24 protein-coding genes are annotated in these 25616 nt (G+C 71.6%); 19 read left to right on the plus strand and 5 right to left on the minus strand.

Annotated elements, in window-relative coordinates; genetic code table 11:
- The first annotated feature begins 459 nt into the window (after positions 1 to 459).
- Together ACIA8R_RS32665 and ACIA8R_RS32670 are read left to right on the plus strand one after the other, a co-directional pair.
- Complete coding sequence (locus ACIA8R_RS32665) at positions 460 to 2457, plus strand: vWA domain-containing protein (protein ID WP_397041830.1); 1998 nt, start codon at positions 460 to 462, stop codon at positions 2455 to 2457.
- Positions 2457 to 3815: an extracellular solute-binding protein gene (locus ACIA8R_RS32670; RefSeq protein WP_397041831.1), complete on the plus strand. Its 1359-nt coding sequence runs from the start codon at positions 2457 to 2459 to the stop codon at positions 3813 to 3815. The genes ACIA8R_RS32665 and ACIA8R_RS32670 overlap by 1 nt, the downstream gene beginning before the upstream one ends.
- Here ACIA8R_RS32670 and ACIA8R_RS32675 read toward each other — a convergent pair.
- Positions 3801 to 4214 (minus strand): TetR family transcriptional regulator C-terminal domain-containing protein, encoded by a 414-nt coding sequence (locus tag ACIA8R_RS32675; RefSeq protein ID WP_397041832.1) that lies wholly within the window; start codon positions 4212 to 4214, stop codon positions 3801 to 3803. The two genes, ACIA8R_RS32670 and ACIA8R_RS32675, sit on opposite strands and share 15 nt — an antisense overlap.
- Here ACIA8R_RS32675 and ACIA8R_RS32680 point away from each other — a divergent pair.
- Together ACIA8R_RS32680 and ACIA8R_RS32685 are read left to right on the plus strand one after the other, a co-directional pair.
- Positions 4191 to 4547, plus strand: coding sequence for a hypothetical protein (locus tag ACIA8R_RS32680; RefSeq protein WP_397041833.1), 357 nt, complete (start codon positions 4191 to 4193; stop codon positions 4545 to 4547). The two genes, ACIA8R_RS32675 and ACIA8R_RS32680, sit on opposite strands and share 24 nt — an antisense overlap.
- Before the next feature lie 90 nt (positions 4548 to 4637).
- Positions 4638 to 7640 (plus strand): Tn3 family transposase, encoded by a 3003-nt coding sequence (locus ACIA8R_RS32685; protein ID WP_397041834.1) that lies wholly within the window; start codon positions 4638 to 4640, stop codon positions 7638 to 7640.
- A 117-nt stretch (positions 7641 to 7757) separates the two neighbouring features.
- Here the strand turns inward: ACIA8R_RS32685 and ACIA8R_RS32690 are convergent, their stop codons facing one another.
- On the minus strand, positions 7758 to 8660 hold the full coding sequence (locus ACIA8R_RS32690; protein WP_397041835.1) for a helix-turn-helix transcriptional regulator: 903 nt from the start codon (positions 8658 to 8660) through the stop codon (positions 7758 to 7760).
- A gap of 100 nt (positions 8661 to 8760) precedes the next feature.
- Here ACIA8R_RS32690 and ACIA8R_RS32695 point away from each other — a divergent pair, with 100 nt between their 5' ends.
- From ACIA8R_RS32695 to ACIA8R_RS32750, 12 genes are all read left to right on the plus strand, one after another.
- Positions 8761 to 10020, plus strand: coding sequence for a multidrug effflux MFS transporter (locus tag ACIA8R_RS32695; RefSeq protein ID WP_397041836.1), 1260 nt, complete (start codon positions 8761 to 8763; stop codon positions 10018 to 10020).
- A gap of 250 nt (positions 10021 to 10270) precedes the next feature.
- On the plus strand, positions 10271 to 11293 hold the full coding sequence (locus tag ACIA8R_RS32700; protein ID WP_397041837.1) for a zinc-dependent alcohol dehydrogenase family protein: 1023 nt from the start codon (positions 10271 to 10273) through the stop codon (positions 11291 to 11293).
- Positions 11294 to 11337: 44 nt separating this feature from the next.
- Positions 11338 to 11739, plus strand: a complete 402-nt coding sequence (locus ACIA8R_RS32705; protein ID WP_397041838.1) for a cupin domain-containing protein — start codon at positions 11338 to 11340, stop codon at positions 11737 to 11739.
- A gap of 27 nt (positions 11740 to 11766) precedes the next feature.
- Entirely contained in the window at positions 11767 to 12756 is a 990-nt protein-coding gene (locus ACIA8R_RS32710; RefSeq protein WP_397041839.1) for an aldo/keto reductase, read from the plus strand.
- A gap of 317 nt (positions 12757 to 13073) precedes the next feature.
- A complete protein-coding gene (locus tag ACIA8R_RS32715; RefSeq protein ID WP_397041840.1) occupies positions 13074 to 13424 on the plus strand; it encodes a cyclophilin-like fold protein in 351 nt (116 codons plus the stop codon).
- A gap of 455 nt (positions 13425 to 13879) precedes the next feature.
- Positions 13880 to 14650, plus strand: a complete 771-nt coding sequence (locus ACIA8R_RS32720; RefSeq protein WP_397041841.1) for an SDR family oxidoreductase — start codon at positions 13880 to 13882, stop codon at positions 14648 to 14650.
- 222 nt (positions 14651 to 14872) lie between these two features.
- On the plus strand, positions 14873 to 15820 hold the full coding sequence (locus tag ACIA8R_RS32725) for a tyrosine-type recombinase/integrase (RefSeq protein WP_397041842.1): 948 nt from the start codon (positions 14873 to 14875) through the stop codon (positions 15818 to 15820).
- Positions 15821 to 15952: 132 nt separating this feature from the next.
- Entirely contained in the window at positions 15953 to 16570 is a 618-nt protein-coding gene (locus ACIA8R_RS32730) for a glycosyltransferase (protein WP_397041843.1), read from the plus strand.
- Between the two features lie 67 nt (positions 16571 to 16637).
- Positions 16638 to 17834: a murein biosynthesis integral membrane protein MurJ gene (gene murJ, locus ACIA8R_RS32735; RefSeq protein WP_397041844.1), complete on the plus strand. Its 1197-nt coding sequence runs from the start codon at positions 16638 to 16640 to the stop codon at positions 17832 to 17834.
- A complete protein-coding gene (locus ACIA8R_RS32740; RefSeq protein ID WP_397041845.1) occupies positions 17726 to 18208 on the plus strand; it encodes a lipid II flippase MurJ in 483 nt (160 codons plus the stop codon). The genes murJ and ACIA8R_RS32740 overlap by 109 nt, the downstream gene beginning before the upstream one ends.
- A 125-nt stretch (positions 18209 to 18333) precedes the next feature.
- Positions 18334 to 19542 carry a sensor histidine kinase gene (locus ACIA8R_RS32745; RefSeq protein ID WP_397041846.1) on the plus strand — a complete coding sequence of 403 codons (1209 nt, stop codon included), beginning with the start codon at positions 18334 to 18336 and terminating at the stop codon, positions 19540 to 19542.
- Positions 19530 to 20174, plus strand: a complete 645-nt coding sequence (locus ACIA8R_RS32750) for a LuxR C-terminal-related transcriptional regulator (protein ID WP_397041847.1) — start codon at positions 19530 to 19532, stop codon at positions 20172 to 20174. Before ACIA8R_RS32745 ends, ACIA8R_RS32750 begins: the two co-directional genes overlap by 13 nt.
- On the opposite strand, the gene ACIA8R_RS32755 is transcribed toward ACIA8R_RS32750, so the two are convergent.
- Positions 20159 to 21340 carry a serine hydrolase domain-containing protein gene (locus ACIA8R_RS32755; protein ID WP_397041848.1) on the minus strand — a complete coding sequence of 394 codons (1182 nt, stop codon included), beginning with the start codon at positions 21338 to 21340 and terminating at the stop codon, positions 20159 to 20161. The genes ACIA8R_RS32750 and ACIA8R_RS32755 overlap by 16 nt on opposite strands.
- Positions 21341 to 21783: 443 nt before the next feature.
- Here ACIA8R_RS32755 and ACIA8R_RS32760 point away from each other — a divergent pair, with 443 nt between their 5' ends.
- Positions 21784 to 22296, plus strand: coding sequence for a GNAT family N-acetyltransferase (locus tag ACIA8R_RS32760; protein WP_397041849.1), 513 nt, complete (start codon positions 21784 to 21786; stop codon positions 22294 to 22296).
- 86 nt (positions 22297 to 22382) lie between these two features.
- Here the strand turns inward: ACIA8R_RS32760 and ACIA8R_RS32765 are convergent, their stop codons facing one another.
- Complete coding sequence (locus tag ACIA8R_RS32765) at positions 22383 to 23036, minus strand: TetR/AcrR family transcriptional regulator (protein ID WP_397041850.1); 654 nt, start codon at positions 23034 to 23036, stop codon at positions 22383 to 22385.
- A gap of 120 nt (positions 23037 to 23156) precedes the next feature.
- On the opposite strand from ACIA8R_RS32765, the gene ACIA8R_RS32770 reads away from it, so the two are divergent.
- The gene (locus ACIA8R_RS32770; RefSeq protein WP_397041851.1) at positions 23157 to 24110 is read left to right on the plus strand and encodes an alpha/beta hydrolase; all 954 of its coding nucleotides are present in this window, start codon (positions 23157 to 23159) and stop codon (positions 24108 to 24110) included.
- A gap of 13 nt (positions 24111 to 24123) precedes the next feature.
- On the opposite strand, the gene ACIA8R_RS32775 is transcribed toward ACIA8R_RS32770, so the two are convergent.
- Positions 24124 to 25098 carry a helix-turn-helix transcriptional regulator gene (locus ACIA8R_RS32775; RefSeq protein WP_397041852.1) on the minus strand — a complete coding sequence of 325 codons (975 nt, stop codon included), beginning with the start codon at positions 25096 to 25098 and terminating at the stop codon, positions 24124 to 24126.
- 103 nt (positions 25099 to 25201) lie between these two features.
- Here ACIA8R_RS32775 and ACIA8R_RS32780 point away from each other — a divergent pair, with 103 nt between their 5' ends.
- Entirely contained in the window at positions 25202 to 25597 is a 396-nt protein-coding gene (locus ACIA8R_RS32780; RefSeq protein ID WP_397042025.1) for a RidA family protein, read from the plus strand.
- Positions 25598 to 25616 lie beyond the last annotated feature (19 nt).

The following is a 25616-nucleotide window of genomic DNA, read 5'->3' on the forward strand; positions in this document are numbered from 1 at the left end:
AACAGGGGATGGATATGACTGTCCTACTTATCGCGAAAATTCGCTCATCTTTGGCCTCCATTCCGATAATCGCCCTGATTCGCGGGCAGCGACCAACTTACTTGGCGGGTTCACAGGTACGGCCGTGTGGACGGGATGGCGTCCCACAAAGATTGCGAATTTTCGGGTGTCGCGAAGCTAGGCCATTTGTCCCGGTTCGCCGTTCAGGTAGCGATGAAGATCTTTGCCGGGGCATGGCGACGGTATGACGCAACCGGACGGACGGGTTCAGGAGGCGGGTTTCGGGAGGTCCGCGAGGGTCCGCGCGCCGGCCGCCCGGCGGTGGCGGGCGGACCCGCTGGACAGTCCGAATGGGTATTACCGCCACACTTGGGGAGCCGGGCGGCTAGGCTCCCCAATCGCCACTGGCCCCCGTCCGCCGATTTCAGTACGTTCTCACTGGTCCCTACGGAAGCCCCCATGCCGTCATTACGTTCGCGTGAAGAGAACTCGCGCGACGGCGAGGACGACAGCTCGCCGCCGCGCCAGGACGCTCCGCGCGCCATCGCGGCCGAGACGGCGCTGAGCACTCTGGTGGGTGTGATCGTCACCCGGATATGGACGGATTTCACCGCTTTTGTGGAACAAATCCCCGGCGGCTACTACGTCGGGGTGTCTCTGCTCACCGGGGCGGTCTTCCTGACGATCTGGGCCGCTTCGAGACTGAGCCCGGCACGGGTCCGGGCCGCGGCCGCCGAGCGGGGCGCCCGCGCGTGGCGGTGGATCTGGCGGAAGACGCCTCGGGGCCTGCGCCGGGCCGCGCGGGTGTTGCGCCTCAACCGCGCGGTCCGGCTGCTGCTGGCGGTCTACCTGGCCGCCGTCGCGGGGGCGTGCGTGGTCGCCGTGGGCGCGGGCGGCGTGTGGGCGTACCGGCGGCTGGGTCTCGGACCGTGCGATCCCCCGCAGGAGCTGACCGTCATGACCGCGCCGGAGAACGTGAGCGCGCTGCGGATCGCCGCCGAGGCGTTCGTCGGGAGCCGGTCGGAGCACGGTTGCGCGTTGCACCGCGTCTCGGTCTACCCGGAGGCGTCCGTCGAGGAGCTGGCCTACGGCTTCGACAACGACTGGCAGCGGGACGGCTACAACCAGAACGGCGACCCGTACACGCGGCTGCTCACCCCGCGTCCGGACCTGTGGGTGGCGACCACGGCGGCGGAGCTCGGCCTGGTGTTCGGCGGGGACGACCGGATCAGGGCCGCGCCCGTGCGGATCGAGCCCCTGGGCGACGCGGGCGCCGACCGGCTGACGCTGGCGGTGTCGAGCTCCCGCTACGGCGTGCTCAACCAGATCCTGCCCGCGCGCGGGCCCGGCCGCGGTCTCGACGCGGCGCTGGCGGCCGCCCGGGGCCGGCAGCGGATGCGCCTGACCTACCCCGAGCCGAGCCTGTCGGTCGCCGGGCTGGTCGCCGCCGCGCGGGTCGTGGACACCGACAGCGGCAAGGAGATCGCCCGCAGCGCCGGCCTCGGGGGAACCGTCGGGGAGACCTTGTGCCGGTTCCGCACGGGGTCGAAGGACGAGCGCGACGACCTCGCCTTCCTCGTGCCGGCCCGTGCCGTCGTGGACCTCAACGCCGGCCTGCCGGGCTCCACCCCCTGCCCCGGCAGGCAGCTCAGCGGCGGCGACGCCCTCATGGACGTGAAACCCGAGGCCGGCACGCTGATCACGCATCCCGTCCACGGGGTGAGCTGGCCCGGGGACGCGCCCGCGCGCATGGAAGCCGTGCGCGACCTGGCCGCCTGGCTGTCCCGGACGCGCCCGCTCGACACCCGCCCCGACCCGGCCGGCAAGGCGACCCAGGACGACCTGGGCATGGTCCGCGAGCGGATCGCCGCCAAGCTGCCGTCGGTGAGCACCCAGGTGGCGCTGGACGGGTCGGGCTCGATGGCGGAGTCGCCCTCCTCCCTGCTGGCCAGGGTCCGGGACGCGCTCTCAGCCGTACGCGGCTCGCTGGGCAACGACGACCGGCTGTCCGTGAGCCTGTTCCACCGGCCAGAGCAGGGCGGGCGGGTGGTCAGGTTCGACCCCGAGGTTTACCACCGGCAGGACTGGGAGCGCCTGCAGTCGCGGCTCGCCGAAGCGCCGCGCGGAGCCAGGGACGCGCCGATCTCGCAGGCGTTGAGGGACCTGGGCCACGAACTGGACCCGCCCGGCAGGCCGGTCGTCGTGATCACCGACGGCGGTCCCTTCAGGTCCGACGAGAAGGACGACGACAAGGTGGCGCAGGCCCTCGAACGGGCGGCGCGCGACGCGGCCACCGTTCTGGACGTGCACGTCCTGGTGGTCGGCGACGCCGCCTGCCCGCCCGGACTCGGACCGGGGCCCGTCCCGGCCGGCGGGGTGACCTGCACCGCCGTGGCCCACAACAACCTGGAGGACGCCTTGCGCAACCTGATCTCGGCGATCAGGGGGCGGCCCTGATGTCCGGCCGGCCGGTCGCCGAACGGGTGGCGGCGGGCGTCGCGTTCGTGGTGACGGTGTGCCTGCTGGCGTACCTGCTGGTCGCCGACCGCACCGCCCGGTCGGACCGCGTGTGCCCGTCCCATCTCCAGGAAGGGCTGCGGGTGGCGGCGGGTGACGACATCAGTGCCAGCACCTACCGGCGCGAGCTGTTCGACGAGTGGAACGCCCACCACCAGCCCCGCGTGACGCTGGTGGAGATGGGCGAGACCACCGACGACGAACGCAAGGAGATGGTCACCGCGGCCCAGGCGGGGCGATGCGCGTACGACGTCCTGGTCATGGACGTGGCCTGGGTGCCGGAGTTCGCCCGCAACGGCTTCCTGCGGGAGACCCCGCTGACCCCGCAGGAACGCGCGGCCTTCGTGCCGCAGGCCCTGCGCACCGGCGAGGTGGACGGCACGCAGTACGCCGTCCCCTTCGGCACCAACGTCCCGCTGCTGTACTACAAGTCGGGCCTGCCCTACCCCCGCACCCTGGACGAGTTCCTGGACCTGGCCTCCCGGCACCGCTACGCCGCCCAGCTCGACGACTACGAGGGCGGCACGGTCAACCTGCTGGAGGCGATGCTCTCCGGCGGCGGCGAGATCATGCGGGACGACCGCGTGGTGCTGGACGAGCCGGGCAACGCGGACAAGGCGCGGACGGCGCTGGCACGGTGGAGCACGATGACCCGCGCCGTCCTGGAAGACCGGCCGCGGTACGCGAGTCTGCAGGAGCGTACGAGCATGCGCGAGTTCCGCCGGCCGGACGTCGGCTACCTGCGCGACTGGGCGTTCTCCTTCCACGAGCTGGCCGCCGACCCGGCCCTGCGCCCCGCCTCCGGAACCCTGCGCTTCAAGGTCGGCAAGTTTCCCACCCACGGCACCCTGGGCGGTTTCAACCTGGCCATCGCCAGGGACTCCCCGCACGCGAAGGAGGCCATGGAGCTCATCCGGTTCCTGACCGGGCGGAAGCGCCAGAGCAGGCTGTTCGCCTGCGGCGGCTACCCTTCGGTGATCGAGGCCGTGTACGCCGAGTTCCGCGACCGGCCGACGGCCTGCCGGAAGACGACCACGGACCCGCCCGGCGACACCGTCGGCCCCCGGGAGCTCAGCGCGCTGGCCGGGGCCGTCCACGCCGGTCTCCAGGACACCGTCACCCGGCCCGCCTCCCCGTACTATCCGGCGTTCAGCGAGGTGTTCCGGGGCTGTGTCCGCCAGGCGGTGCTGAAGGGCCCCGACTCACCGCCGATCGACTACCCGGCCTTCGCCGCCGCCCTCCGCGCCGCGCTGGACGGCCGCCCCGCCGACCGGAACGCCTGCTCAGGCTCCACCTGAGGGCGCCTGAGGCCGTCCGAACAGCCGTCCGAGCTGGTGTTCGACGAGCGCCGCGGCGTCCTCGGCGGTGTAGTGGCCGATGACGATCGGGTTCACCAGGCCCTGGGCGAAGGCGAACAACATGGCCGCCTCCATGACGGCGTCGACGTCGGCGGCCACCTGACCGGCCGCCTGGGCCGCCCTGAGCTGACCGGCGTAGAAGTCGAGGACGATCGGCAGGCCCGCGCGCAGCAGCGCCGCCAGCGGCTCGGCCACCACCGAACGCGCGAGGAAGGCCAGCGGGGTGACGTGGCCCCGTACACGGGGCTGGGCGTACGGCTGCGGGAGGCCGGGCACGAGGTGGCCGTCGCCTGCCACCAGCCGTACGCCGACCTGGTGACCACCGCGGGTCTGGAGCATCGGGACATCCCGGGCGACCTGTTCCCCCTGCAGCCGGTGGAGCCCACGGGGGACTTCCCGCCGGTCATGAGCGTCGTGCGCCGCTCGCTCGGCCGGTGGGACAACCGGACGGCGGCCCGCCTGGCGTTCGCGCCGCCCTCGCCCGCGCACGCCGGGTCGGCCAAGGAGTTACGGGCCGCGCTCGGGCTGCCGCCGATCGGCTCGCGGGAGGCGTACCGGCGGCGGGAGGCCGCGTGCTGGCCGGTCCTGCACGGGTTCAGCCCGTCGGTGCTGCCCCGACCGGCCGACTGGCGGGCGGGGCTGGAGGTGACGGGCTACTGGGGGTTGCGGTAGTACTCGGGAAAAATCAGGCGGATATCCCGGAGTAGGGTCCTGAGCCGGGATCTTCGGGCTCTGGCGGGAGGCTGCTGAGTGGTTGCTCCGGTGTTCACGGACGAAGAGTTAGAGGGCCTGCGGAGGTTTCCCGAGATCGGCCGGGAGGAGTTGTTCCGGTTCTTCACGTTGACCCCGGCGGACGTGGCGTTCGTCGATCCCGGCCGTGGCCGAGGGCCGGCGGACCGGTTGGGACTTGCCGTCGCGTTGTGCACGTTGCCCTGGTTGGGGTTCGTGCCCGACGACGTGGCGTCGGCGCCGCCTGCGGCGGTGGCTCGGCTGGCCGCCCAACTCGGCGTCGACCTGGACGTGATCCGCTCCTACGGGCGTCGGGCGAAGACACGGACTGACCATCTGCGGCTGGCGGCGAAGTATCTGGGATGGCGGCTGGCGGGCTCGCTGGAGCTGAAGGAACTGGATGAGTTTCTGCTGGCGCGGGCGATGGAACACGACTCGCCGACCCTGCTGTTCCGATTAGCGTGCGAGTATCTGATCTCGGCGAAGGTGATCCGGCCGGGGCCATTGATCGTGGTGAAGCGGGTCGCGCATGCCCGGGAGGTGGCGCGGCGGGAGACGTTCGACCGGCTCGCGCACGAGTTGACCGACGAGCGCCGTGCCGGGCTGGATGGGTTGTTGGTGACCGATCCGGCGATCGGGATGACCCGGCTGCGGTGGCTGGGCAAGGGGCCGGTGGAGGCCTCGCCCTCCGCGGTGAAGGCCGAGGTCGCGAAGCTGGAGTTCCTGCGCGGGATGGACGCGCACATCTTGGATCTGTCAGTGCTCCCGGCCGAGCGGCGCCGGTTCTTGGCCATGGTAGGCCGCCGCCTGACGGCGCAGGCGTTGCAGCGGCGTGAGCCGGAGCGCCGGTATCCGATTCTGCTGACGTTGGTGGCGCAGTCGGCGACGGAAGTGCTGGACGAGGCCGTGCAGTTGTTCGATCAGGCGGTCTCGGCGCGGGAGAGCAAGGCGGCGCACCGGATGCGAGACGCACTGGCCGAGCGTGCCAAGTCCGGGGAGGACCGGCAGGCGCTGCTGGATGCGATCTTGGCCATCGTTGCCGACCCGGCGGTGCCGGATGAGGAGGTGGGCGGCCTGATCCGCGGTGAGCGGATCGGGTGGGAGCGGCTGCGCTCGGCGCAGGCGGGCGCGTTACCTGCGCTGCCGCGCGATCACGGGCACCTGGCCGTGCTGGACGGCTCGTACGGATACTTGCGGCAGTTCACCCCGCAGGTGCTGGAGGCGGTGCCCTTCGCCGGTGGCACCGCCGCCGCTGACCTGCTGAGGGCGGTGGAGATCTTGCGGGAGCTGAACGCCACGGGCGCCCGCAAAGTCCCCGCGGTCGCGCCGGTCTCCTTCGTTCCGGCGCGCTGGCGCGGCTACCTGGATGCTGCGGCCAAGAGCGGCAATGCCAGCGCCTACCGGCACTACTGGGAGCTGTGCACACTGCTGGCGCTACGGGATGCCCTGCGGGCGGGGGATGTGTGGGTGCCCGGATCGCGCCGGTATGCCAACCCGGCCGCCTACCTGCTCACCCCGGCCAAGTGGGCGAATCACCGCGCGGAGTTTTGCCGGCTGGTCGGCAAACCCGCCGACGCGGCCTCGGGCCTGGCCCAGGTGAGCGACGAACTGCAAACGGCGCTGGGCCAGCTGGAGCAAACCCTGGCTGAGGGTGATGGTCCGGTCCGCCTGGACGCGGCGGGCGACCTGGTGATCTCCCCGCTGACCGCGGAGGACATCCCGGCCGAAGCGGTGGCGTTGAAGGCGGAGCTGACCGAGATGCTGCCGTTCGCGCCGATCGTGTCGCTGTTGATCGAGATGGACAAGCGCACCCGGTTTCTGGACTGCTTCACCCATGCCGGCGGCAAACAGACCCGCACGCCGGAGCTGAAGCGCAACCTGATCGCGGTACTGATCGCGCATTCCACCAACCTCGGGCTGACCCGCATGGCCGATGCCTGCGGGATCTCCTACGACATCCTGGCCTGGACCGCCGAATGGTATGTGCGGGAGGAGACGCTGCGCGCGGCGAACCTGGCGCTGATCGGCTACCACCAGAAGCTGCCGCTGACCTCGGTCTTCGGCTCCGGCACCCTGTCCTCCTCCGATGGCCAGCGCTTCCCCACTCGCGGCAAGTCCATCACCGCCAGAGCGTTGAGCAGGTATTTCGCCCATGAGGGGCTGTCGACGTACACGCACGTGACCGACCAGCACACCACCTACGGCACGAAGATAATCGTGGCGACCAAGCGTGAGGCGCACTACGTGCTGGATGAGATCCTCGGCAACGCCTCCGACATCCCGATCACCGAGCACGCCACCGACACGCACGGAGTGACGCTGGTCAACTTTGGCCTGTTCGACCTGCTGGGACTGCGATTGTCCCCGCGCATCCGGGACCTGGGCAAGGTCACCCTCTACCGGGCCGGGCCCAAGGCGCAGGCGATCTCGGCGTTTCCGCTCGCGGGGCCGCTGCTGACCCGGCGAGCCAACCTCGATCTGATCGCGGCCCACTGGGACGAGCTACTGCGGCTGGCCGGATCGCTGAAGTTCGGGCACGCCACCGCCTCACTGCTGGTGGGCAAGCTTTCCGCATCGAGCCGGCAGAACGCCCTGGCTGCTGCGCTGAAGGAGTATGGGGCGCTGCGGCGCTCGATCTACGCCGCCCGGTACCTGTCCGACGCCGGCTATCGTCGCAAGATCTCGCGCCAGCTGAACAAGGGCGAGTCGCTGCACGCGCTGAAGCGGGACCTGCTGTATGCCCACGAAGGCGCGATCCGCGCCCGCCACCTGGAGCAGCAGAGCGAACAAGCCTGGTGCCTCACCCTGATCACCAACGCCGTCATCATCTGGACGACCGAGTACTACGGCCTGGCGGTGGAATCGATGCGCCGCTCCGGGCGCCGCATCGATGAGGAGGTACTCGCCCACATCTCCCCGGCCCACAGCGAGAACATCAATTTCTTCGGCTCCATCGATGTCGATGTCGAAGGCGAACTCGCCCAGCTCGGCCCCACCGGGTACCGGCCCCTGCGCGTGCGCGACACCCTGTTCTAGACGGGCAGTCGCATTCGTGAGCGGCGCAGCAGTGGTCGGCGTGCGTTCTGCCCTGACGGGCTGATCACATGCGCCGCCGCTGGAACATGGTCCGAGCGCCGTCGGACCGACCGGGGTTCAGCGCGATCCCGGATGGGTGCCGGCGGCTTCGTCGTCGGCGTGTGCCGGCTGCCCGGCGGCCAGGGAGGCGAGCAGGCGCAGGCGTTCGGCGGAGGGTGATCCCGGTTCGGCGGTGTAGATGATGAGCACGAGCCCGGGTTCGGCGGTGACGGCGAGCTCTTCATAGGCGAGCAGGAGTTCGCCCACCTCGGGGTGGTGGAAGCGCTTGGTGCCCGTTCCGTGAGTGCGCACGTCGTGGGCGGCCCACAGCGTGCGGAAGGTGTCGCTGCGGGTCGACAGCTCGCCGACCAGGTCCTGCAGGGCGCGGTCGTGGGGGTCGCGGCCGGCTTCGGCGCGCATGATCGCGACGCACATCTCGGCGAACAGGCCCCAGTCGGGGTAGAAGTCGCGTGAGGCGGGGTCGAGGAACTGGAAGCGGGCCAGGTTCGGGGTGCGGCCGCCGTCGCCGATGACGGGGGCGTAGAAGCGGCGGCCGAGCGCGTTGGCGGCCAGCAGGTCCTGACGGGGGTTGCGGACGAAGGCGATGCCGTCGGTGATGGCCTCCAGCGCCCAGTGCAGGCTGGGCCGGGAGGCGCTCTGCCTGCTCGCGCGGCGGCGCGTGCGCCCGGAGGCGGGGATGCCGTCGGCGGCGCGGGCCAGGTCGAACAGGTGGGCGCGTTCGGTGTCGTCCAGGTGTAGCGCCCGCGCGATCGCCTCCAGCACGGACGCGGACGCGCCGGCGATCTGGCCGCGTTCGAGCTTGGCGTAGTACTCGACGCTCACCCCGGCGAGGATGGCGACCTCGGTACGGCGCAGCCCGGGCACGCGCCGGTTGGCGCCGCCGGGGATGCCGGCCTGCTCGGGCGTGACCTTGGCCCGGCGCGAGGTGAGGAACTCGCGGACTTCGCGACGGTTATCCATAATCCCAGCGTAGAGGCGGTGCGGGAGGTCTGGGGTGCCCTGCCGGTACACCCCTTGACAGAGACTCCCGCTCTGCGGCGGGCGGCCTTTGACTGGAGTCATGCGCAATCCATCTTCACCCGCGGTCCAGCCGGATTCCCGGCTGCTTGCGGCGCTGTTGCTCCTGCTGACGGTGTTCGGCCCCATCTCGATGGACCTGTACCTGCCCGTCCTGCCCGCGTTGACGGACGAGCTGGGCGCGGTGACATCGATGGCGCAGCTGACCGTCACCGCGTGCCTGATCGGACTGGCGCTCGGGCAGCTGGTGGCCGGGCCTCTGTCGGACCGGTTCGGCCGCGCCCGGCCGCTCTACGTCGGTGTGTTCGCCTACGTCGCGACCTCGCTGCTGTGCGCGCTCAGCCCGAGCATCGAGACGCTCATCGCCGCCCGGCTGGTGCAGGGTCTCGCGGGCGGCGCCGGCATCGTGATCGCGCAGGCCGCCGGGCGTGACCTCTACTCCGGCGGGCAGCTCATCCGCTACTACGGCCGGATGACCGTGCTCGGCGGGCTGGCCGCCATCGTCGGGCCGCTGCTGGGCGGCCAGCTGGCCAGGGTGACCGACTGGCGTGGCCTGTTCGTGTTCCTCGCCGTGATCGGCGCGCTCATCCTGGCGCTCATCGCCTTCGGCTACCGCGAGACGCTGCCCCAGGCGGGCCGCACGGCAGGCGGGTTCGCCCAGACCGGCCGCGACTTCCGCACCCTGCTGTCGGACCGGGTGTTCACCGGCGCGGTGCTGCTGCAGGGCTTCGTCAACGCCGCCCTGTTCGCCTACCTGGCCGGCGCCACGTACGTCCTGCAAGGGATCTACGGCCTGTCGCCGCAGCAGTACGCGCTGGTCTTCGGCCTGAACTCGGCCGGGTTCATGGTCTTCGGCTACCTGGCCGGGCGCAGCAGCGAGCGGTGGAGCGTGCGCGGTACCCTGGCCGCGGGCCTGGCCATGTGCGCGCTCGGCGCGCTCGGGCTGCTGGCCGCCGGGCTGTGGGCGCTGCCGCTGGCCGTGGTGGTCGTCTCGCTGCTGGTCATGGTCAGCGGCGTGGCCGCCACCACCCCGCCCGCCACCACGCTGGCACTGGCCGGATACCCGCAGATGGCGGGCACCGCCTCCTCGCTGCTGGGCATGGCCCGTTTCGCCTTCGGCGGCGTCGCCGCCCCCTTCGTCGGACTGGCCGGGGCGGCCGCCATGCTGCCGCTCGGCATCGTGACCGTCGTCTCGGTCGCGCTCGCGGCGGCCTCCTGTGCCCTCATCACCCGGCACCGCCCGCGGACGGCGCAGCCGGTTCCGGTCGACGAACTCGAGCTCGCCGCCGTACCGACGCGGTAAGCGCGTCCTGCGGACCTCAGGGCTTTCGCTGCTCCCGGCGAAATGCCGGGAAAGAGATCGGCTCGCCTGTTCCTGCTGCGCCCACCAGGGAAGGTGCCCCCTTGGGTGGGGGAACCGTGCGGGGACGCCGCCGGCGCCGGTCCTGACCAGGCATCCGGCTGGCGACGCACCTTCCGAGGCGGGACCCGGACGCTCGACGGCGTCCGCTGATCCACCGCCATCACCTGACATCTTGAAGGAGACACCACTCATGCGTGGAGTAGTTCTGCACGGCCCCGGCGACATCCGCGTCGAGGACCGTCCCGACCCGTGGATCGTCCAGCGCACCGACGCGGTCATCCGCGTCACCGCTGCCTGCGTGTGCGGCTCGGACCTGTGGCCCTACCGGGGCGTGGACAAGTCCGACGAGCCAGTCCCGATGGGACACGAGTACGTCGGCGTGGTCGAGCAGACCGGCGAGGCGGTCGAGACCATCAAGGCCGGTGACTTCGTCGTCGGCTCGTTCTTCGCCTCCGACAACACCTGCGAGATCTGCCGGGCCGGCTACCAGTCCCGCTGCGTGCACGCCGAACTGATCGGCGCGATCGGCACCCAGGCCCAGTACGCGCGCATCCCGCTGGCCGACGGCACCCTGGTCGCCACCCCCGCCGTGCCGGACCCGGACCTCGTGCCGAGCCTGCTGACCGCCTCCGATGTGCTGGGCACCGGCTGGTTCGGCGCCGTCGCCGCCGAGGCCGGTCCGGGCAAGACGGTCGCCGTCGTGGGCGACGGCGCGGTCGGCCTGCTCGGCGTCCTGGCCGCCAGGCAGCTCGGAGCCGAACGGATCGTCATCTTCAGCCGCCACGCCGACCGGCAGAAGCTCGCCGCCGATTTCGGCGCCACCGACGTCATCACCGAACGCGGGGACCAGGGCGTCGCCCGGCTCAAGGAGCTGACCGGCGGGCTCGGTGCGCACTCGGTCATCGAGGCCGTCGGCACGCAGGAGTCGATGATGCAGGCCATCCGCGCCACCCGCCCTGGCGGGCACGTCGGCTACGTCGGCGTCGCCCACGGCGTCGAACTGCCGGGCGAGGAGCTGTTCTTCTCCGGCGTGCACCTGCACGGCGGCCCGGCCCCGGTACGCCGCTTTCTGCCCGAGCTCATCGACCTGATCTGGAACCGGACGATCGACCCCGGCAAGGTCTTCGACCTCGACCTCCCCCTGGAGCAGGCCGCCGAGGGCTACCAGGCGATGGACGAACGCCGCGCCATCAAGACCCTCCTGCGCCCCTGACGCACGGGCGCGCACCGCGACCGCCGACCAGGAGAGGAACGACCATGGAAGTGCTGAACCAGCCACCGACCACCAAAGGGCCGGCCGAGTGGTTCACTGGCGACGTCTGGTTCGACGTCATCCACCGCGGCGAGGACCCGTCCCGATCCCGCGCGAACATCGTCAGGTTCGCGCCCGGCGCCCGCACCGCCTGGCACTCCCACGGCCTCGGCCAGAGCCTGCTCGTCATCGAAGGCGTCGCACTGATCCAAGCCAGAGGCTCCGAGCTGATCGAGGCCCGCCCAGGCGACATCATCTGGACCCCACCCGGCGAGGAGCACTGGCACGGCGCCGCCCCCGGCCACTTCATGACCCACCTGGCCCTATGGGAAGGCGACGACACCACCTGGCGGGAACACGTCACCGACGCCGACTACACGGCGACCCCGGCCGCCACCCGCTGGTGACGGCCCACATCTGAGAAAGGGATCGACATGGACTACAAGCATCTGGGCCGCAGCGGCCTGCGCGTCAGCCGGCTCGCCCTGGGCACGATGAACTTCGGCGACGCCACGGACGAGCCCACCGCCTTCCAGATCATGGACGCCGCGCTGGAGGCGGGCATCAACTTCTTCGACACCGCCGACGTCTACGGCGGCCCCCAGACCCCGGACATGGACAAGGGGTTCGGCATCTCCGAGGAGATCATCGGCCGCTGGCTCGCCCAAGGCGGCGACCGGCGTGACCGGATCGTGCTGGCGACCAAGGTCTACCAGCCGATGGGCCTCGGCCGGAACGACAAATACCTGTCGGCCTACCACATCCGCCGCGCCTGCGAGGCGAGCCTGCGCCGGCTGCAGACCGACCACATCGACCTCTACCAGATGCACCACATCGACCGCGCCACGCCGTGGGAGGAGATCTGGCAGGCGATGGACCAGTTGATGCGTGAGGGCAAGGTCACCTACGTCGGCAGCAGCAACTTCGCCGGCTGGGACATCGCCACCGCCCAGAACGCCGCCACCTCCCGTCATCTGCTCGGCCTGGTCTCGGAGCAGAGCCTGTACAACCTCACCGCCCGCACCGTCGAACTCGAGGTCATCCCGGCGCTGCGCTACTACGGCGTCGGCCTCATCCCGTGGAGCCCGCTGGCCGGCGGGCTGCTCGGCGGCGTCCTGCGCAAGATGAGCGAAGGCCGCCGCGCCAGCGATCAGGTCCAGCAGCAGATCGAGCAGCACCGCCCCCAGCTCGAACGCTACGAGGCCCTCTGCTCCGACCTCGGCGAGCAGCCCGCCGACGTCGCCCTGGCCTGGCTGCTGCACAACCCCGTCCTGACCTCAGCCATCATCGGCCCGCGCACCGTCGAGCAGCTCAAGGACAGCCCACGCGCCCTGGACATCTCCCTGTCGCAGGAGACGCTACGCGAACTCGACGACATCTGGCCGGGGCCTGGCGGAGAAGCACCGCAGGCCTACGCCTGGTGAACAGGCACCGTGAACAGCTCAGGCACGTGCCTGGCGAGCCGCGCTGCCGTTGCTGATCCCGCCTTGACCGATGCCCCAGGGCCCGGCTTCTGGGCCCTGGGCCGATCCGCGCCATGCTCGTATCCCGGAAAGCGCCACCCGCGATGACCAGAACACTCCCCGCAGCCCTGCTGGCAGCTCTCCTCACGACGACAGCTTGCGGTACATCAGGCGGAGCCCCGGGCCCCGCAGCCCAGGTCCCTGGCATGACTTCACCAGTCCCACCCGCCGGCACCGAGCAGGCGGAACCAACGAAGCAGTCCGAGAGGACAACCAGCATGAAGATCCGCCTGATACTCGACGACGCCACGATCGAGGCAACGCTCAACGACAGCGCCGCCGCCCACGACTTCGCCGGCCTGCTGCCGCTCACCCTGACGCTCAGCGACTACGCGGGCAACGAGAAGGTGAGCGACCTGCCCAAGAAGCTGCCGACCACCGGATCCCCGGCCGGAACAGCAGCGAAGATCGGCGACATCAACTACTACGCCCCCTGGGGCAACCTGGCTATCTTCTACCAGGACTTCCGCCACTCCGACGGCCTGATCAACCTCGGCTGGATCGATTCCGGGATGGAGAAGCTCACCGCGAAGGACGGCGACTTCACCGTCACCATCGAACGCGCCTGAATCCGTGGACACGCGTCGCCGCCTTGCTGGAGCCGGTCCCAACGAAGGCCACGCCGCGCTGGCCCTCATCGGCAGCCAACCCGCACGGCGTCGCCTCAGATGGGTGACGGCTCGCCACCATCCAGGCCTTCCGTCTCCGAAGCCCCTGTTGGGGGCGGGAGAGCGGCGAAGACCGGCACAGCGCCAGACGATCAGAGGGCAGCGGGCCGATTGGGACCGTCGTGCCGACGACGAACCCCCGCCCTCCATCGTCGGTGTGGCACCCGCGACCGCCAACGCCGTATTCCACGCCCCCGGCCGCCGCGTCCGCGACCTGCCCATCCCATCGAGGCTCTCCTGTGACGTCAGAGCAACCCTCGGCGACCACCACCCACACCAGCCATCCACACTGGCACCCGCCGAGCAACGCCGGTCGGCAACAACAGGCGGGGCAAGAACCCAGGAGGGACGCTTCCATGACTCAGCCTGATGTCCACTGCTTCGAAGGCAAGACCGCGCTGGTGACCGGCGCGGCCAGTGGCATCGGCCGCGCCACCGCGCTGGCCTTCGCCCGCGAAGGAGCCCACGTCGTGGTCGCCGATGTCACGACCGACCTGAACGAACAGACCGCCCACCTGATCCGCGAACAGGGCGGACGAGCCCTCGCGGTCACCTGCGATGTCACCAGCGACCACGACGTGCGCACGGTCCTGGACACCCTGATCGGCGAATACGGCCATCTGGACATCGCCTTCAACAACGCCGGCGTCGAGCAGCCGGTCCACCCTCTCACCGAGATCACCGAGGACGAGTGGGACCGCGTCCTGGGGATCAGCCTCAAGGGCGTCTTCACCTGCATGCGACACCAGATCCCGCTCATGCTGGAGAACGGCGGAGGCGTGATCGTCAACACCTCCTCCGGCACCGGGGTCAAAGGCTTCAAAGGCCAGGCCGCCTACGCCGCCGCCAAGCACGGCATCATCGGCCTGACCACGTCCGCCGCCCTCGATTACGCCGCCGACGGCATCCGCATCAACGCCATCTGCCCTGGCATCATCGACACCGAGATGATGCACCGCTTCACCGGCGGCACCTCTGAAGGCCGCCAGGACGTGATCGATCAGGAGCCGATCGGGCGCATGGGCAAACCCGAAGAGATCGCCTCGGCGGTGCTGTGGCTGTGCTCGGGCCTGGCCGCGTTCACTATCGGCCACGCCCTGGTCATGGACGGCGGCCAGACCGCCTGATGCGGCTCCGCCAGCCTCCGCAAGCCGGGAAGGACATCCCCCATCACGGCACACGCCCACACGTCACAGCCCCGCAAGCCCCACTCTATGTACGAGATAACAGCCTATTATCACGTACATGAGCGTTGCACGATCACGGCCAAGCTGGCGATCTGCTCTGGCGGCCGATGCGCGACTCGGGCACGTTATCCGGTACATCGAGCCGGCGCAGGCGCGCGGCCGATGAGCGCAGCCGCCGCGAAGGTCACCGCGATCCGCGACGCCGGCGTCACGCTCGCCGACGCGGCCGACGAATTCCTGGCCACCCATCGCGTCGCCAACCCCAACACCTACCGCGCCTACGCCTCCGCGGTCGACCGCACCGTCGCCACGGTCGGTGGCCGCGACCGCCTCCTGGCCAACGTCGCCGACGCCGAGATCGGCGACGCGCTCACCTTCTTGTGGGGCGGGTGCGCGCCGGCGACGTGGAACCGCAACCGGGCCGCAGTCTCGTCTTGGCTCACCTGGTGCCAGGCGAAGAAGAACTGGGTCGCCCCGTCCGTCCCGGCCTACGCCGAACGTCGCCGGGAGAACGTCGACCACACCAAGGCCGTCTCCAAGACCACGATCGAGCGGCTACTGTCGCGGCGTGACCTCCCGCTCCGGGAGAAGACGCTGTACCGGATGCTGTATGAGACCGCGGCCCGGGCCACGGAGATCCTGGCGCTGAACGTCGAGGACCTCGACCTGGAAGGCCGGCGCGCTCCCGTTCGCTCCAAGGGGGGCGCCATCGAATGGGTGTACTGGGAGCGCGGCACCGCCCACCTGCTGCCCCGCCTGCTGCGGCTCCCGGACGGCAGCATCCGCACCCGCGGGCCGCTGTTCCTGTCGATGCGCCGCCCCGTCCCGGCCCGCCGCCCGGCCGCCGTCGACATCTGCCCGCACACCGGCCGCGCCCGCCTCGGCTACGACCGCGCCCGCGTCCTACTGGACAGCTACGCCAGCCTCGACCTGCACCAGCTGCGCCACAGCGCCGCCACCCACCTCGGCGAGGCCGAGATCCCGCTGCAGCTCATCATGGGCAAGACCCGGCACAAGAACGCCCGCACCGCCATGCGCTACGTCAAACCCGGAGCCGAAGCCATCGCGGCCGTCACCACTCATCTCGCTCCGCCCCGCCGTACCCACTGATCGCTCAGTGGCCAGTGAGGCAGTCGGCCGACATGGCATCTCAACGGCAGCGAAGCACGGTGAGTGTCAACGCGCGTGCGTGAACCGCATGGCAGCTTCGCCATCAATCCCAGACCGACGGCAACACGGTCATTGAGAACGCCAGGTCACGGCTATATCCGCCCGATCTTTCCCGAGTACTACGGCAACCCCTACTGGTGGCCGGTACGTTCGGCCGGCTGGCGGCCCGACCCGCGCCTGCGCGACTTCCTCGACTCCGGCCCGCCCCCGGTGTTCGTGGGCTTCGGCAGCCAGGCGGGCCCGCGCGCCGACCACTACACCGACCTGGCCCTTCACGCCCTGCGGCTGGCCGGCCTGCGCGGCGTGCTCCAGACGGGCGTGCCCGGAACGCTGAACGACGACGTGCTGGGCGTCGCGGACGTGCCGCACGAGTGGCTGTTCCCGCGCATGGCCGCCGTCGCCCACCACTGCGGCAGCGGGCCCACGGGGGCCGGGCTGCGGGCGGGCGTGCCCGCCGTCGGCCTGCCCGCCCTGGCCGACCAGCCGTTGTGGGCGTCCCGGCTGGCCGCGCTCGGGGTCGGCCCGGCCGCTGTCCCCTTCCGCCGCCTGTCCCCGGAACGGCTCGCGGCCGCCCTGCGCGCGGCCGTGAGCGAGCCCTCGTACGCGCGGCGGGCCGCGGAGCTGTCGGAACGCATCAGGGCGGAGGACGGGGGCGCGGCCGTGGTGGCGGCGGTGAACAGCCTGGCATGACCGCCCGCCGCATCCCGGCCTCCTGGCGGGCATAATGCGTTGATCGCCGCGAGGAGAGGCAGGATTCATGATGGATCAGCCGAGTTTCGCCCGGACCGGCCGGACGATGGTGGTCGCCACCCTCGTGTCGAGGATCACCGGCTTCCTCCGGACGCTGGCACTGGTCGCCGCTCTCGGGCTGGGCACGCGGCTGCTCGACGCCTACACCGCCGCCAACGTCCTGCCCAACAGCATCTACGAGCTGGTGATGGGCGGAGCGGCCGCGAGCGTGCTGGTCCCGCTGCTGGTCCGGGTGACGGCCGACGACGACGTCGACGCGGACCTGTTCACCCAGCGGCTGCTGTCCCTGGTGTTCTACGGACTGTCGGCGGTCGTCGTCGTGACGATCTGCGCGGCCCCGCTCATCGTCGACCTGACCGTCCCCGGGTTCAGCTCCGCCCAGCGAGAGCTGGCCGTCGACTTCGCCCGGATCTTCCTGCCCCAGATACTCTTCTACGGCCTCGGCGCGACACTCACCGCGATCCTGAACGTCCGAGGCCGGTTCGCCACCCCCATGTGGGCCCCGGTGGCCAACAACGTGGTGGTCATCGCCACCGCCGGGACGTTCCTGCTGGCCGGCGGAACCGGCCACCTGGAGAGGCTGCCCCAGGGGCAGATGTTGCTGCTGTCGATCGGCACCAGCGCCGGGGTCGTCGCCCAGATGATCGTCCTGGCGGTCGTCACCCGCCGGGCGGGCCTCCCGCTACGGCTGCGCGCCGACCCGCGGGGCATCGCGGTACGCAGGATCCTGGCGATGGCCGGCTGGACGCTCGCGTCGGTGACCGCGGCGCAGATCGTGCTGATCGTCGTCAACCGGCTGGCGTCGCAGGCCGGGCCGGGGGCGGTGGGTGTCTTCTCCAACGCGTACACCTTGTTCCAGCTGCCGTACGCGGTCATCGCGGTGACCGTGATCACCGGCCTGCTGCCCCGCATGAGCCGGGCGGCCGGCGAACGGAACCTGGCCCAGATCACCGCCGACCTGTCGCACAGCCTGCGGGTGACCGGCGTGATCCTGGTTCCCGTGGCCGCCGCGCTCGTGGCGCTGGGGCCGCAGCTGGCCATGCTGCTGTTCGCGCACGGGAACGCCTCTCCCGCGCCGCTCATCTCACCGGTGTCGTGCTGGCCGCGTACGGGCCGGCGCTGGTTCCGTTCGCGGGCTACCAGATACTGCTCCGCGTCTACTACGCCCTCGGTGACACGCGCACGCCCGCACTGGTCAGCGTGATCGTCTCCGCCGCCCTGCTCGTCACGAGCCTGGTCGCCGCGCGCCTCTTCCCGGGCACGGACATGGTCGTCGCCCTCGCCGGCTGCACGGCCGTCGCCTACGCCTTGGGGTTCGTGATCGTCGCCCAGCTGTTGCGGCGCCGGATCGGCCGCATCGACGGCCACCGGCTGCTCAGCTCGTACGGGCGCATGTCGGTGGCCGCGGTGGTCGCCGCCGGTCTCGGGCTGGCCGTGGGGGCGGGGCTCGGGGGTCCGCTCGCCGTCGTGTCCGCCACGACCGTCGTCGGCGCCGGCCTTTACGTGTTGATCGCCCGCCTTCTCCGCATCAGCGAGTTCGCCGTCCTGACAGCCGGCCTGCGCCTCCCCCGCCTCTGACCAGGGCGCGGCCGCGGTCGTCACGCCGTTCTCCGTGTGGGAGGTGCTGATCGGCCACCGGCTGCTCGTACGGCCGGGCCGGGCGACGGGCGGCGCTGCGGGCACCACCAGGCAGAATGTCGGCCATGAAGGTCCTGACGGCCACGCGGGACGCGGCGCTCTTCCTGATGTCCGGGGCGGGCGCCGCGCTGCTCGCGCTGCCGCTGTTCTGGCTGGTCGGCTGCGTCGCGCTGCTGAGCCTGGCCGGGGTCGGCCTGCCCCTGATCCCGCCGGTGACGCGGCTGGTCAGGCGGCTGGCCGGGTGGCAGCGCCGCCGTCTGGGGATCCGGGTTCCGCCGTACCTGCCGCTTGAGGGGACGCTGCCGGTACGCGTGCGCGCGGCCGTGGGCGACCCCGCCACGCCGCGGGAGGTGCTCTGGCTTCTCGCGCACGGTCTCACCGGCAGCGTGCTCGGCTTCCTGGCGCTGGGCCTGCCGCTGGCGGCGCTCAACGCGGCCACCCTGCCGCTGTGGTGGCTCCCGCCGGGCAGCCCGCCGTCGGTGCTCGGCTACGCCGTCGACTCCTGGCCGACGGCCCTGACGGGCCCGTTCGTCGCCGCGGCGTACGTGGGCGTGGCCCGCCTGGTCCTGCCGAACGCCGCCGTCCTGTCCGAACGACTCAGCCGCCGCCTGCTCGAACCCGTCGGCCGGGTACGGCTGGCGCAGCAGGTGGCGATGCTGACCGCGGCCAGGGCCTCGGCGCTCGAAGCCCACGCGCAGGAGCTCAGGCGCATCGAGCGCACCCTCCACGACGGCACGCAGAACCGCCTGGTCGCCGTCGTCATGCACCTCGGCATGCTCGAACGTGCCCTGGGCGCCGCCCCCGAGAGCACCCGGCAGCTGGCCGTACGGGCCCAGGACGCGGCCTCCGACGCGCTGGTCAACCTGCGTGACGCCATCCGGGCCATCCACCCGCCCGTCCTCACCGAGCACGGGCTCGACGGCGCGCTCGCCGCGCTGGCCGCGCGCAGCCCGGTCCCCTGCGTCGTCGAGGTCGCCGGCTTCCCCCGCCTGCCGGCGGCCGTCGAGGCGGCCGCGTACTTCACCGCCGCCGAAGCGCTCACCAACGTCGCCAGGCACAGCCGTGCCGGCAAGGCGGCGCTACGCGTACACCTGGACGGCGGCCTGCTGACCGTCGAGATCGAGGACGACGGGGTGGGCGGCGCCAGGAGCGGCGCCGGAAGCGGCCTGACCGGAATCGACCACCGGGCCGCCGCCTTCGGCGGCCGGAGCACCCTGACCAGCCCGCCCGGCGGGCCGACCGTGTTGACAGTGGAGTTGCCATGCGGGTTGTGATCGCCGAGGACGACGCGCTGCTGCGCGAGGGGCTGGCGCTGCTGCTGGCCGCCGAGGGCATCGAGGTGCTCGACGCCGTCGACAACGCCGCCGACCTGCTCGCCGCCGTCTCGGCCGAGACGCCCGACGCGCTCATCGTGGACGTACGGCTGCCGCCGGACTTCCGCGACGAGGGCCTGCGCGCGGCGATCGAGGCCAGGCGGACGCGGCCCGGGTTGCCCGTCCTGGTGCTGTCCTCCTACGTGGAGGACACCTACGCGTCCGCCCTGCTCAGCGAGGGCGGCGTGGGCGTCGGCTACCTGTTGAAGGAGCGCGTCGGCAAGGTGCAGTCCTTCCTGGACGCGTTGCACCGGGTGGCCGACGGCGGAACCGCGATCGACCCGGAGGTGATCGCCCAGCTCCTGGTGCGCCGCCGGGCCGGTGACCCGCTCCACGCGTTGACCGCCCGGGAGCGGGAGGTGCTCGCGCTCATGGCCGAGGGGTTGTCCAACACCGACATCGGCGTCCGGCTGGTGATCAGCGAGGGCGCGGTCAACAAGCACATCAGGAACATCTTCGCCAAGCTCGGCCTGCAGCCCTCCGACAGCGGCCACCGCAGGGTGCTGGCCGTGCTCGCCTACCTCAGGGCCTGACCCGCGGCCGGCCGTTGCCCGGCGCAGAGGGCGGTGTCGAGGAAGCGGTCGAGCCGCTTGTCGCCCTCCGCCGTGAGCGACTTCTCGGTCGCGGTGACGGTGGCCGAGCGACCGCCCTCGGTGACGCCGCCGCGGGTCGAGTATCCGCCGACGTCACCGCTGTGCCCCCAGGCGAGGCCGCCGCAGCTCAGCGAGATCTTCGTCAGGCCGAGCCCGTACCCCCACCCGCGCGGGGCCCCGGGCACCGGGACGGTCCGCTTCATCTGCTCCAGCATGGCCGGCTTGAGGAGCCGGCCGCCGAGCAGCGCGCCCAGGAACCGGTTGACGTCCCGTGGCGTGCTGACCAGCTGCCCGGCCGCCCATCCCCGCGACGGGTCCATCTCCGACACGTCCACCGGCTCGCCGCCCGGCTCACCGGTCCTGGACTTGTAGGCCCTGGGGTGGGCGCCCCGGATCCGCTGCTCGCCGGGGTTGGGCCAGTAGGTGTCGCCGAGCCCCAGCGGCGTGATGATCCGGTCGGTGATCTCCGCGCCGATCGGCCGGCCCGTGACCTTCTGCACCAGCAGGCCGAGCAGGACGTACCCGGTGTTGCTGTAGCTCCAGCCCTTGCCGGGCGGGAACAGCGGCTGCTGCGTCAGCGCCAGGTCGACCAGTTCCCTCGGCTCGAAGTAGCGGTGCCGGTTGTCGAAGAACGTCCCCGGGATGGCCTTGCTGTGGTCCGGCAGGCCCGAGGTGTGCTGGAGCAGCTGCCGGACCGTGATCAGGCGGCCGTCGTGCCCGTTGCCGCGCACCAGCCGCGGCAGGTACCTCTCGACCGGCGCGTCCAGCTCGACCTTGCCCTCGCCGGCCAATTGCAGGACGACCGCGGCGGTGAAGGTCTTGGTGGTGCTGGCGATGCGTACCTGGCCGTTGACCGGGACCTTCGCCCGGGTGGCCAGGTCGCCGACCCCGGCGGTGTAGTCCCGGCCGCGTCCGCCGGGTTCTCTCACCGCGGCCAGCGCGCCCGCGAACTCGCCGCCGCCGGCCAGCTCGTCCAACGCCGACCGTACGGCGTCGCCCGGACGGCTGCGCGGAGCGGCGTCGGCGGCGGCCGGGGTCGCGGCCCCCAGCGCGAGGGCCAGCACCACCGCGGCGCTGCGGAAGGTGACGGCAGGATGCTGAGACATCCGGAAACTCCCTTGATGACGTGGTTGCGATGTCCTTCAGCATGTCGGCGCGACCGGCACACGATCGATCCCACGCGTGGGTGTCTCCGCACTACAGCCAGCACCACCCCGCCCGTCCTCGACCGCGCGGGGCGGGTCCTCCTCCGGGCGGGGTGCTAGGCTGCCGTTCGTCCGGTGTCGGATCAGTGCTGGAAGGGAGGTGAGGTTCGATGACCGCGGTGAAGACCGCTGCCATGGGCAGCGCCCGCGCCGACCTCACGTCCCGGGCCTCGGGCTGACCCACTTCTTCCCCCGGCCTTGAGCCATCCGGCTCGCCGGGCGGGGTGATTCCGCGTCTCACCCGCGCGCCACCTTCGGGTTCCGAGGCTCCGCGACGATTCACCCTTCACCAGCACTTCGGCCATGTCCCGCATCCGCAGAAGGACGAGGAGACGATCCCGACCATGACCTTTTCCTGGACCACCCGTTCCGAGAGCTCCGGCGACGTCGCCGCCATCCGCGACGTCAATCTCGCCGCCTTCCCCACCCCGTACGAGTCCGACCTCGTCGAGGCGCTGCGGGCCGACCCGGAGGCGTGGCTGCCCGGCCTGTCCTGGCTGGCCGAGTCCCTTAGCGGTGAGCTCGCCGGATACGCGCTGCTCACCCGCTGCCACGTCGGCGACTCACCCGCCCTCGCCTTGGGCCCGTGCGCCGTCAAGCCCGAGCACCAGCGGCGGGGCGCCGGTTCCGCGGCCATCCGCGCCGCCCTGCACGCGGCCCGCGAGCAGGGCGAGAACCTGGTGGTCGTGCTCGGCCACGCCGAGTACTACCCGCGCTTCGGCTTCACCCGGGCCTCCGGGTACGGCATCCGCCCGTCCTTCGACGTCGAGGACAAGTACATGATGGCGCTCGCCCTCGACCCTGAACGGCCGGTCCCGAACGGCGTCATCCGCTACGCGACGGCGTTCGGGATCTGATCCCCCGCTCCCGGAACGCGGCGAACGGCCCTCAGCGCGACTGGGGGCCGTTCGACCGTGCGGCCTCACTAGCCCGCGAGGGCGCGTCAGGGGATCGTGATCTCGATCTGGGCGAGGTGGGCGGCGATGATCTCGTCGAACGCGGCGCGACGGTCGACCCCGAGGGGACGGATCTCGCGGGCGAAGTGGGACAGCGCCGGGAAGCGGTCGGGGTCGGCGCCGAGGACCGCGACCCGGAACTGCTCCATGCCCTGTTCGTACTCCTCGGGAAGGAGGGCGCCGACGCCGGCCTCGGAGGCGATCAGCGCGGTGACGAGGATCACGACCCGGTGGTAGCGGGCCGGGATCTCCTCATCGGGCAGGCCCGAGGCCCGCAGGGCCTGTAGCACCTCCTCCATGACCAGCCGGGAACCGGGGCCGCCGGACCCGTAGCGCCCCCAGATCGCGGCGACCTGGGGGTGCTGCCCGAACGCCTCCCGCAGGCGCAGCGCCGTGGCGGTGAGGCGCTCTTTCCAGCCGTCCGGGGGGCGGTAACCGTCCATCGCGGCTTCGAGGGTGCGGTCGGCGACCGCGCGCAGCAGCTCGGTCTTGTTGCGGAAGTGCCGGTAGAGGCTGGAGGAGTCGGTGCCGAGCGCCGCGGCGAGCTTGCGCACGCTGAACGACTCGGCATCGCTCGTACGCAGCAGTTCCGCCGCCGTGCCCAGGATCTCGTCCGTCGTCCAACGCCTTCGGCCTGTCATCGTGCCCCTCTCGTCCGCGTCCAGACTAGCACCAGCCTGTGCACTTGCTGTTGCACGCAGTGCGTGCATAATGGGGAGCCCGCCGGCGAGAGACCGGCTCGGAGAAGGAGAGACGGGGACATGAGCGAGACCACCACTGTGCGACGGCCGCCGGAGCCGGACTTCCCGGCGCTGACGACCGAAGAGCTGATCACCTACCGCACCGAGGAGAATCGCTGGCGGGCGTCCGGCGCGGCGCGGGCGATCCTCGGGGAGCCCGACCCCGGGGCCGCGATCGAGTGGCAGCACCTCGCGCTGCCGGGCCGCGACCTGCCGGTCCGGGTGTACCGGCCGGTGTCGCACGACGACGGCGAGGCCGCCGCCCTGCCGCTCGTGATCCACGTGCACGGAGGCGGATTCGTGGGCACGGCCGCGCAGTGCGACTGGACCAACAGCCACCTAGCCGCCCAGCTGCCCGCGGTCGTCGTCTCGGTCGAGCACCGCCTCGTCGCCCCGGACAGCCCGATCGCGAACGCCGCCGACGACGGCTGGGACGTACTCCGGCACGTCATCGAGCACGCCGAGCAGTGGGGCGTCGATCCGGCGCGCACGGCCGTCTTCGGTGAGAGCTTCGGCGCGCTGATCAGCGCTCTGACGGCCCTGCGGGCCCGGGAGGCCGGGCTGCGGCTCAAGGCGCAGGTGCTGGTCAACCCCGTGGTCGAGGTTACCGAGACGATGTGCGACCACCCGTCCGTGGCCGAGTACGCCCACAGCCCGAGCCGCGCCCTGCCGCTGCTGCGGTTCCTGCGGCGGCTCGCCGTCCCGCCGGGGACCGACGCCCGCGCGTTCTCGCCGTTGTACGCGGAGGACCTGAGCGGGCTCGCCCCCGCGCTGCTCGTGGTGCCGACCCAGGACGCGGTCGCCGACCACGGCCGCCGCTACGCCGAGCGGCTGTGGTCGGCGGGCGCGTCCGTGCAGGTCACCGAATACCAGGGGGCGCGGCACGCGTTCCTCACCCTGCCGGGGATCGAACCGCAGGCCGGAGACGCCCGGACGGAGATCTTCGAGTTCCTCCGCACGGCCCTGGCCGGGTGACGGCGGCCGGTTCTCAGGACGGGGGTTCGTAGCGGGCGGTGAGCGCGGCGGCGCGGTCGCGCAGGGAGGTGCGCAACCACTGCGGGGCCAGGGCCTCGGCGTCCATGCCGAGCTGCCACAGCGCCCAGACGGCGTGTCTTCGGTCCTGGAAGGTCACCTCCAGCCGCAGCCGGCCGTCCGCGTCGGTCTCCTCGGCGAGGACGGCCAGCGCGGTGCCCAGCAGTTCCTCCCGCCGCGCCGGGTTCATCCGTACCAGCACGGCGACCTGGTCGCCGCCGGTGCGGAACCGGGTGCTGCGGTCCTGCCAGGCCCGGTCCAGGTCGACCCGGTCCGACCGCTGCGCAGGTTCGGGCAGCTCCTCGGCGGCCGCGATCCGCGACAGGCGGTAGGTGCGGTCCGCGCCGGACCTCGTGGCCAGCAGGTAGCCCCGGTCGCGGATGGTGACCAGGCCGATCGGGTCGACCGTGCGCCACTCCGGGGCCTGGTCGGCGGCCGCGTAGTGGATCCGCAGCCGGCGTCCGGCGAACACCGCGCGCAGGACCTCGGCCGCGATGGCGTCGGGCACCTCCTCGGCGGACAGGCGGCGTGACAGCAGGTCGGTCTCCGGATCGATGAGCAGCCGCTCGGCAGCGCCGGCCGCGGTGTCCCGGTAGCTCTCGGGCAGCGCGTCGACCACCTTGAGCATCGCCGACGCGAGCGCCGAGCCGAGGCCGAACGCCTGCGCGCCGCGCCGCGATCCGGCGACCAGCAGGGCGAGGGCCTCGTCGGGGTTCAGCCCGGTGAGCTCGGTCCGGAAGCCGGGCAACAACGCGAAGCCGCCGTGCCGGCCGCGCTCGGCGTAGACCGGGACGCCCGCCGCCGACAGCGCCTCGATGTCGCGCAGCACGGTGCGGGTGGACACCTCCAGCTCGCGGGAGAGCGTGGCCGCGGACAGACGGCCGTGCTGCCGCAGCAGCAACACCAGCGAGACCAGCCGATCGGCACGCATTCGAAAACTCTACCGAAATACACGACACAGGATGTCGTGATTCGTTGGGAGGCTGATCACCATGACGTCAGAAATCGTGACATCGAATGGAGCTGATGTGGCAATGGAACGAACGGCGATCAACCCGGTGACGTGGTCGGTGGAGATGGGGTTCAACCAGGGAGAGCTCGTCACCGGGCACACCCGGACCCTGCACTGCTCCGGGCAGACCGCGACGGGCGATGACGGCAAGCCCCTGCATGACGGTGACATGGCGGCGCAGCTGGCACTGAGCCTCGACAACCTTGAAGCCGTTCTCGGCGAGGCCGGCATGTCCCTGGCGGACCTCGTCCGGCTCAACGTCTACACCACCGACGTGGATCTGCTCTTCCAGCACTACGGCGTGCTGGCCGCGCGGCTGGGCGGGGCCCAGGTGGCGCCGGCCACCACGATGCTCGGGGTGACCCGCCTGGCGATCCCGACCCTGATGGTCGAGCTTGAGGGGACCGCCGTCGCCTGACGTGATCGATCCGCCCCCG

It is taken from the genome of Nonomuraea sp. NPDC051191, from assembly GCF_044455665.1.
Lineage (GTDB): Bacteria > Actinomycetota > Actinomycetes > Streptosporangiales > Streptosporangiaceae > Nonomuraea.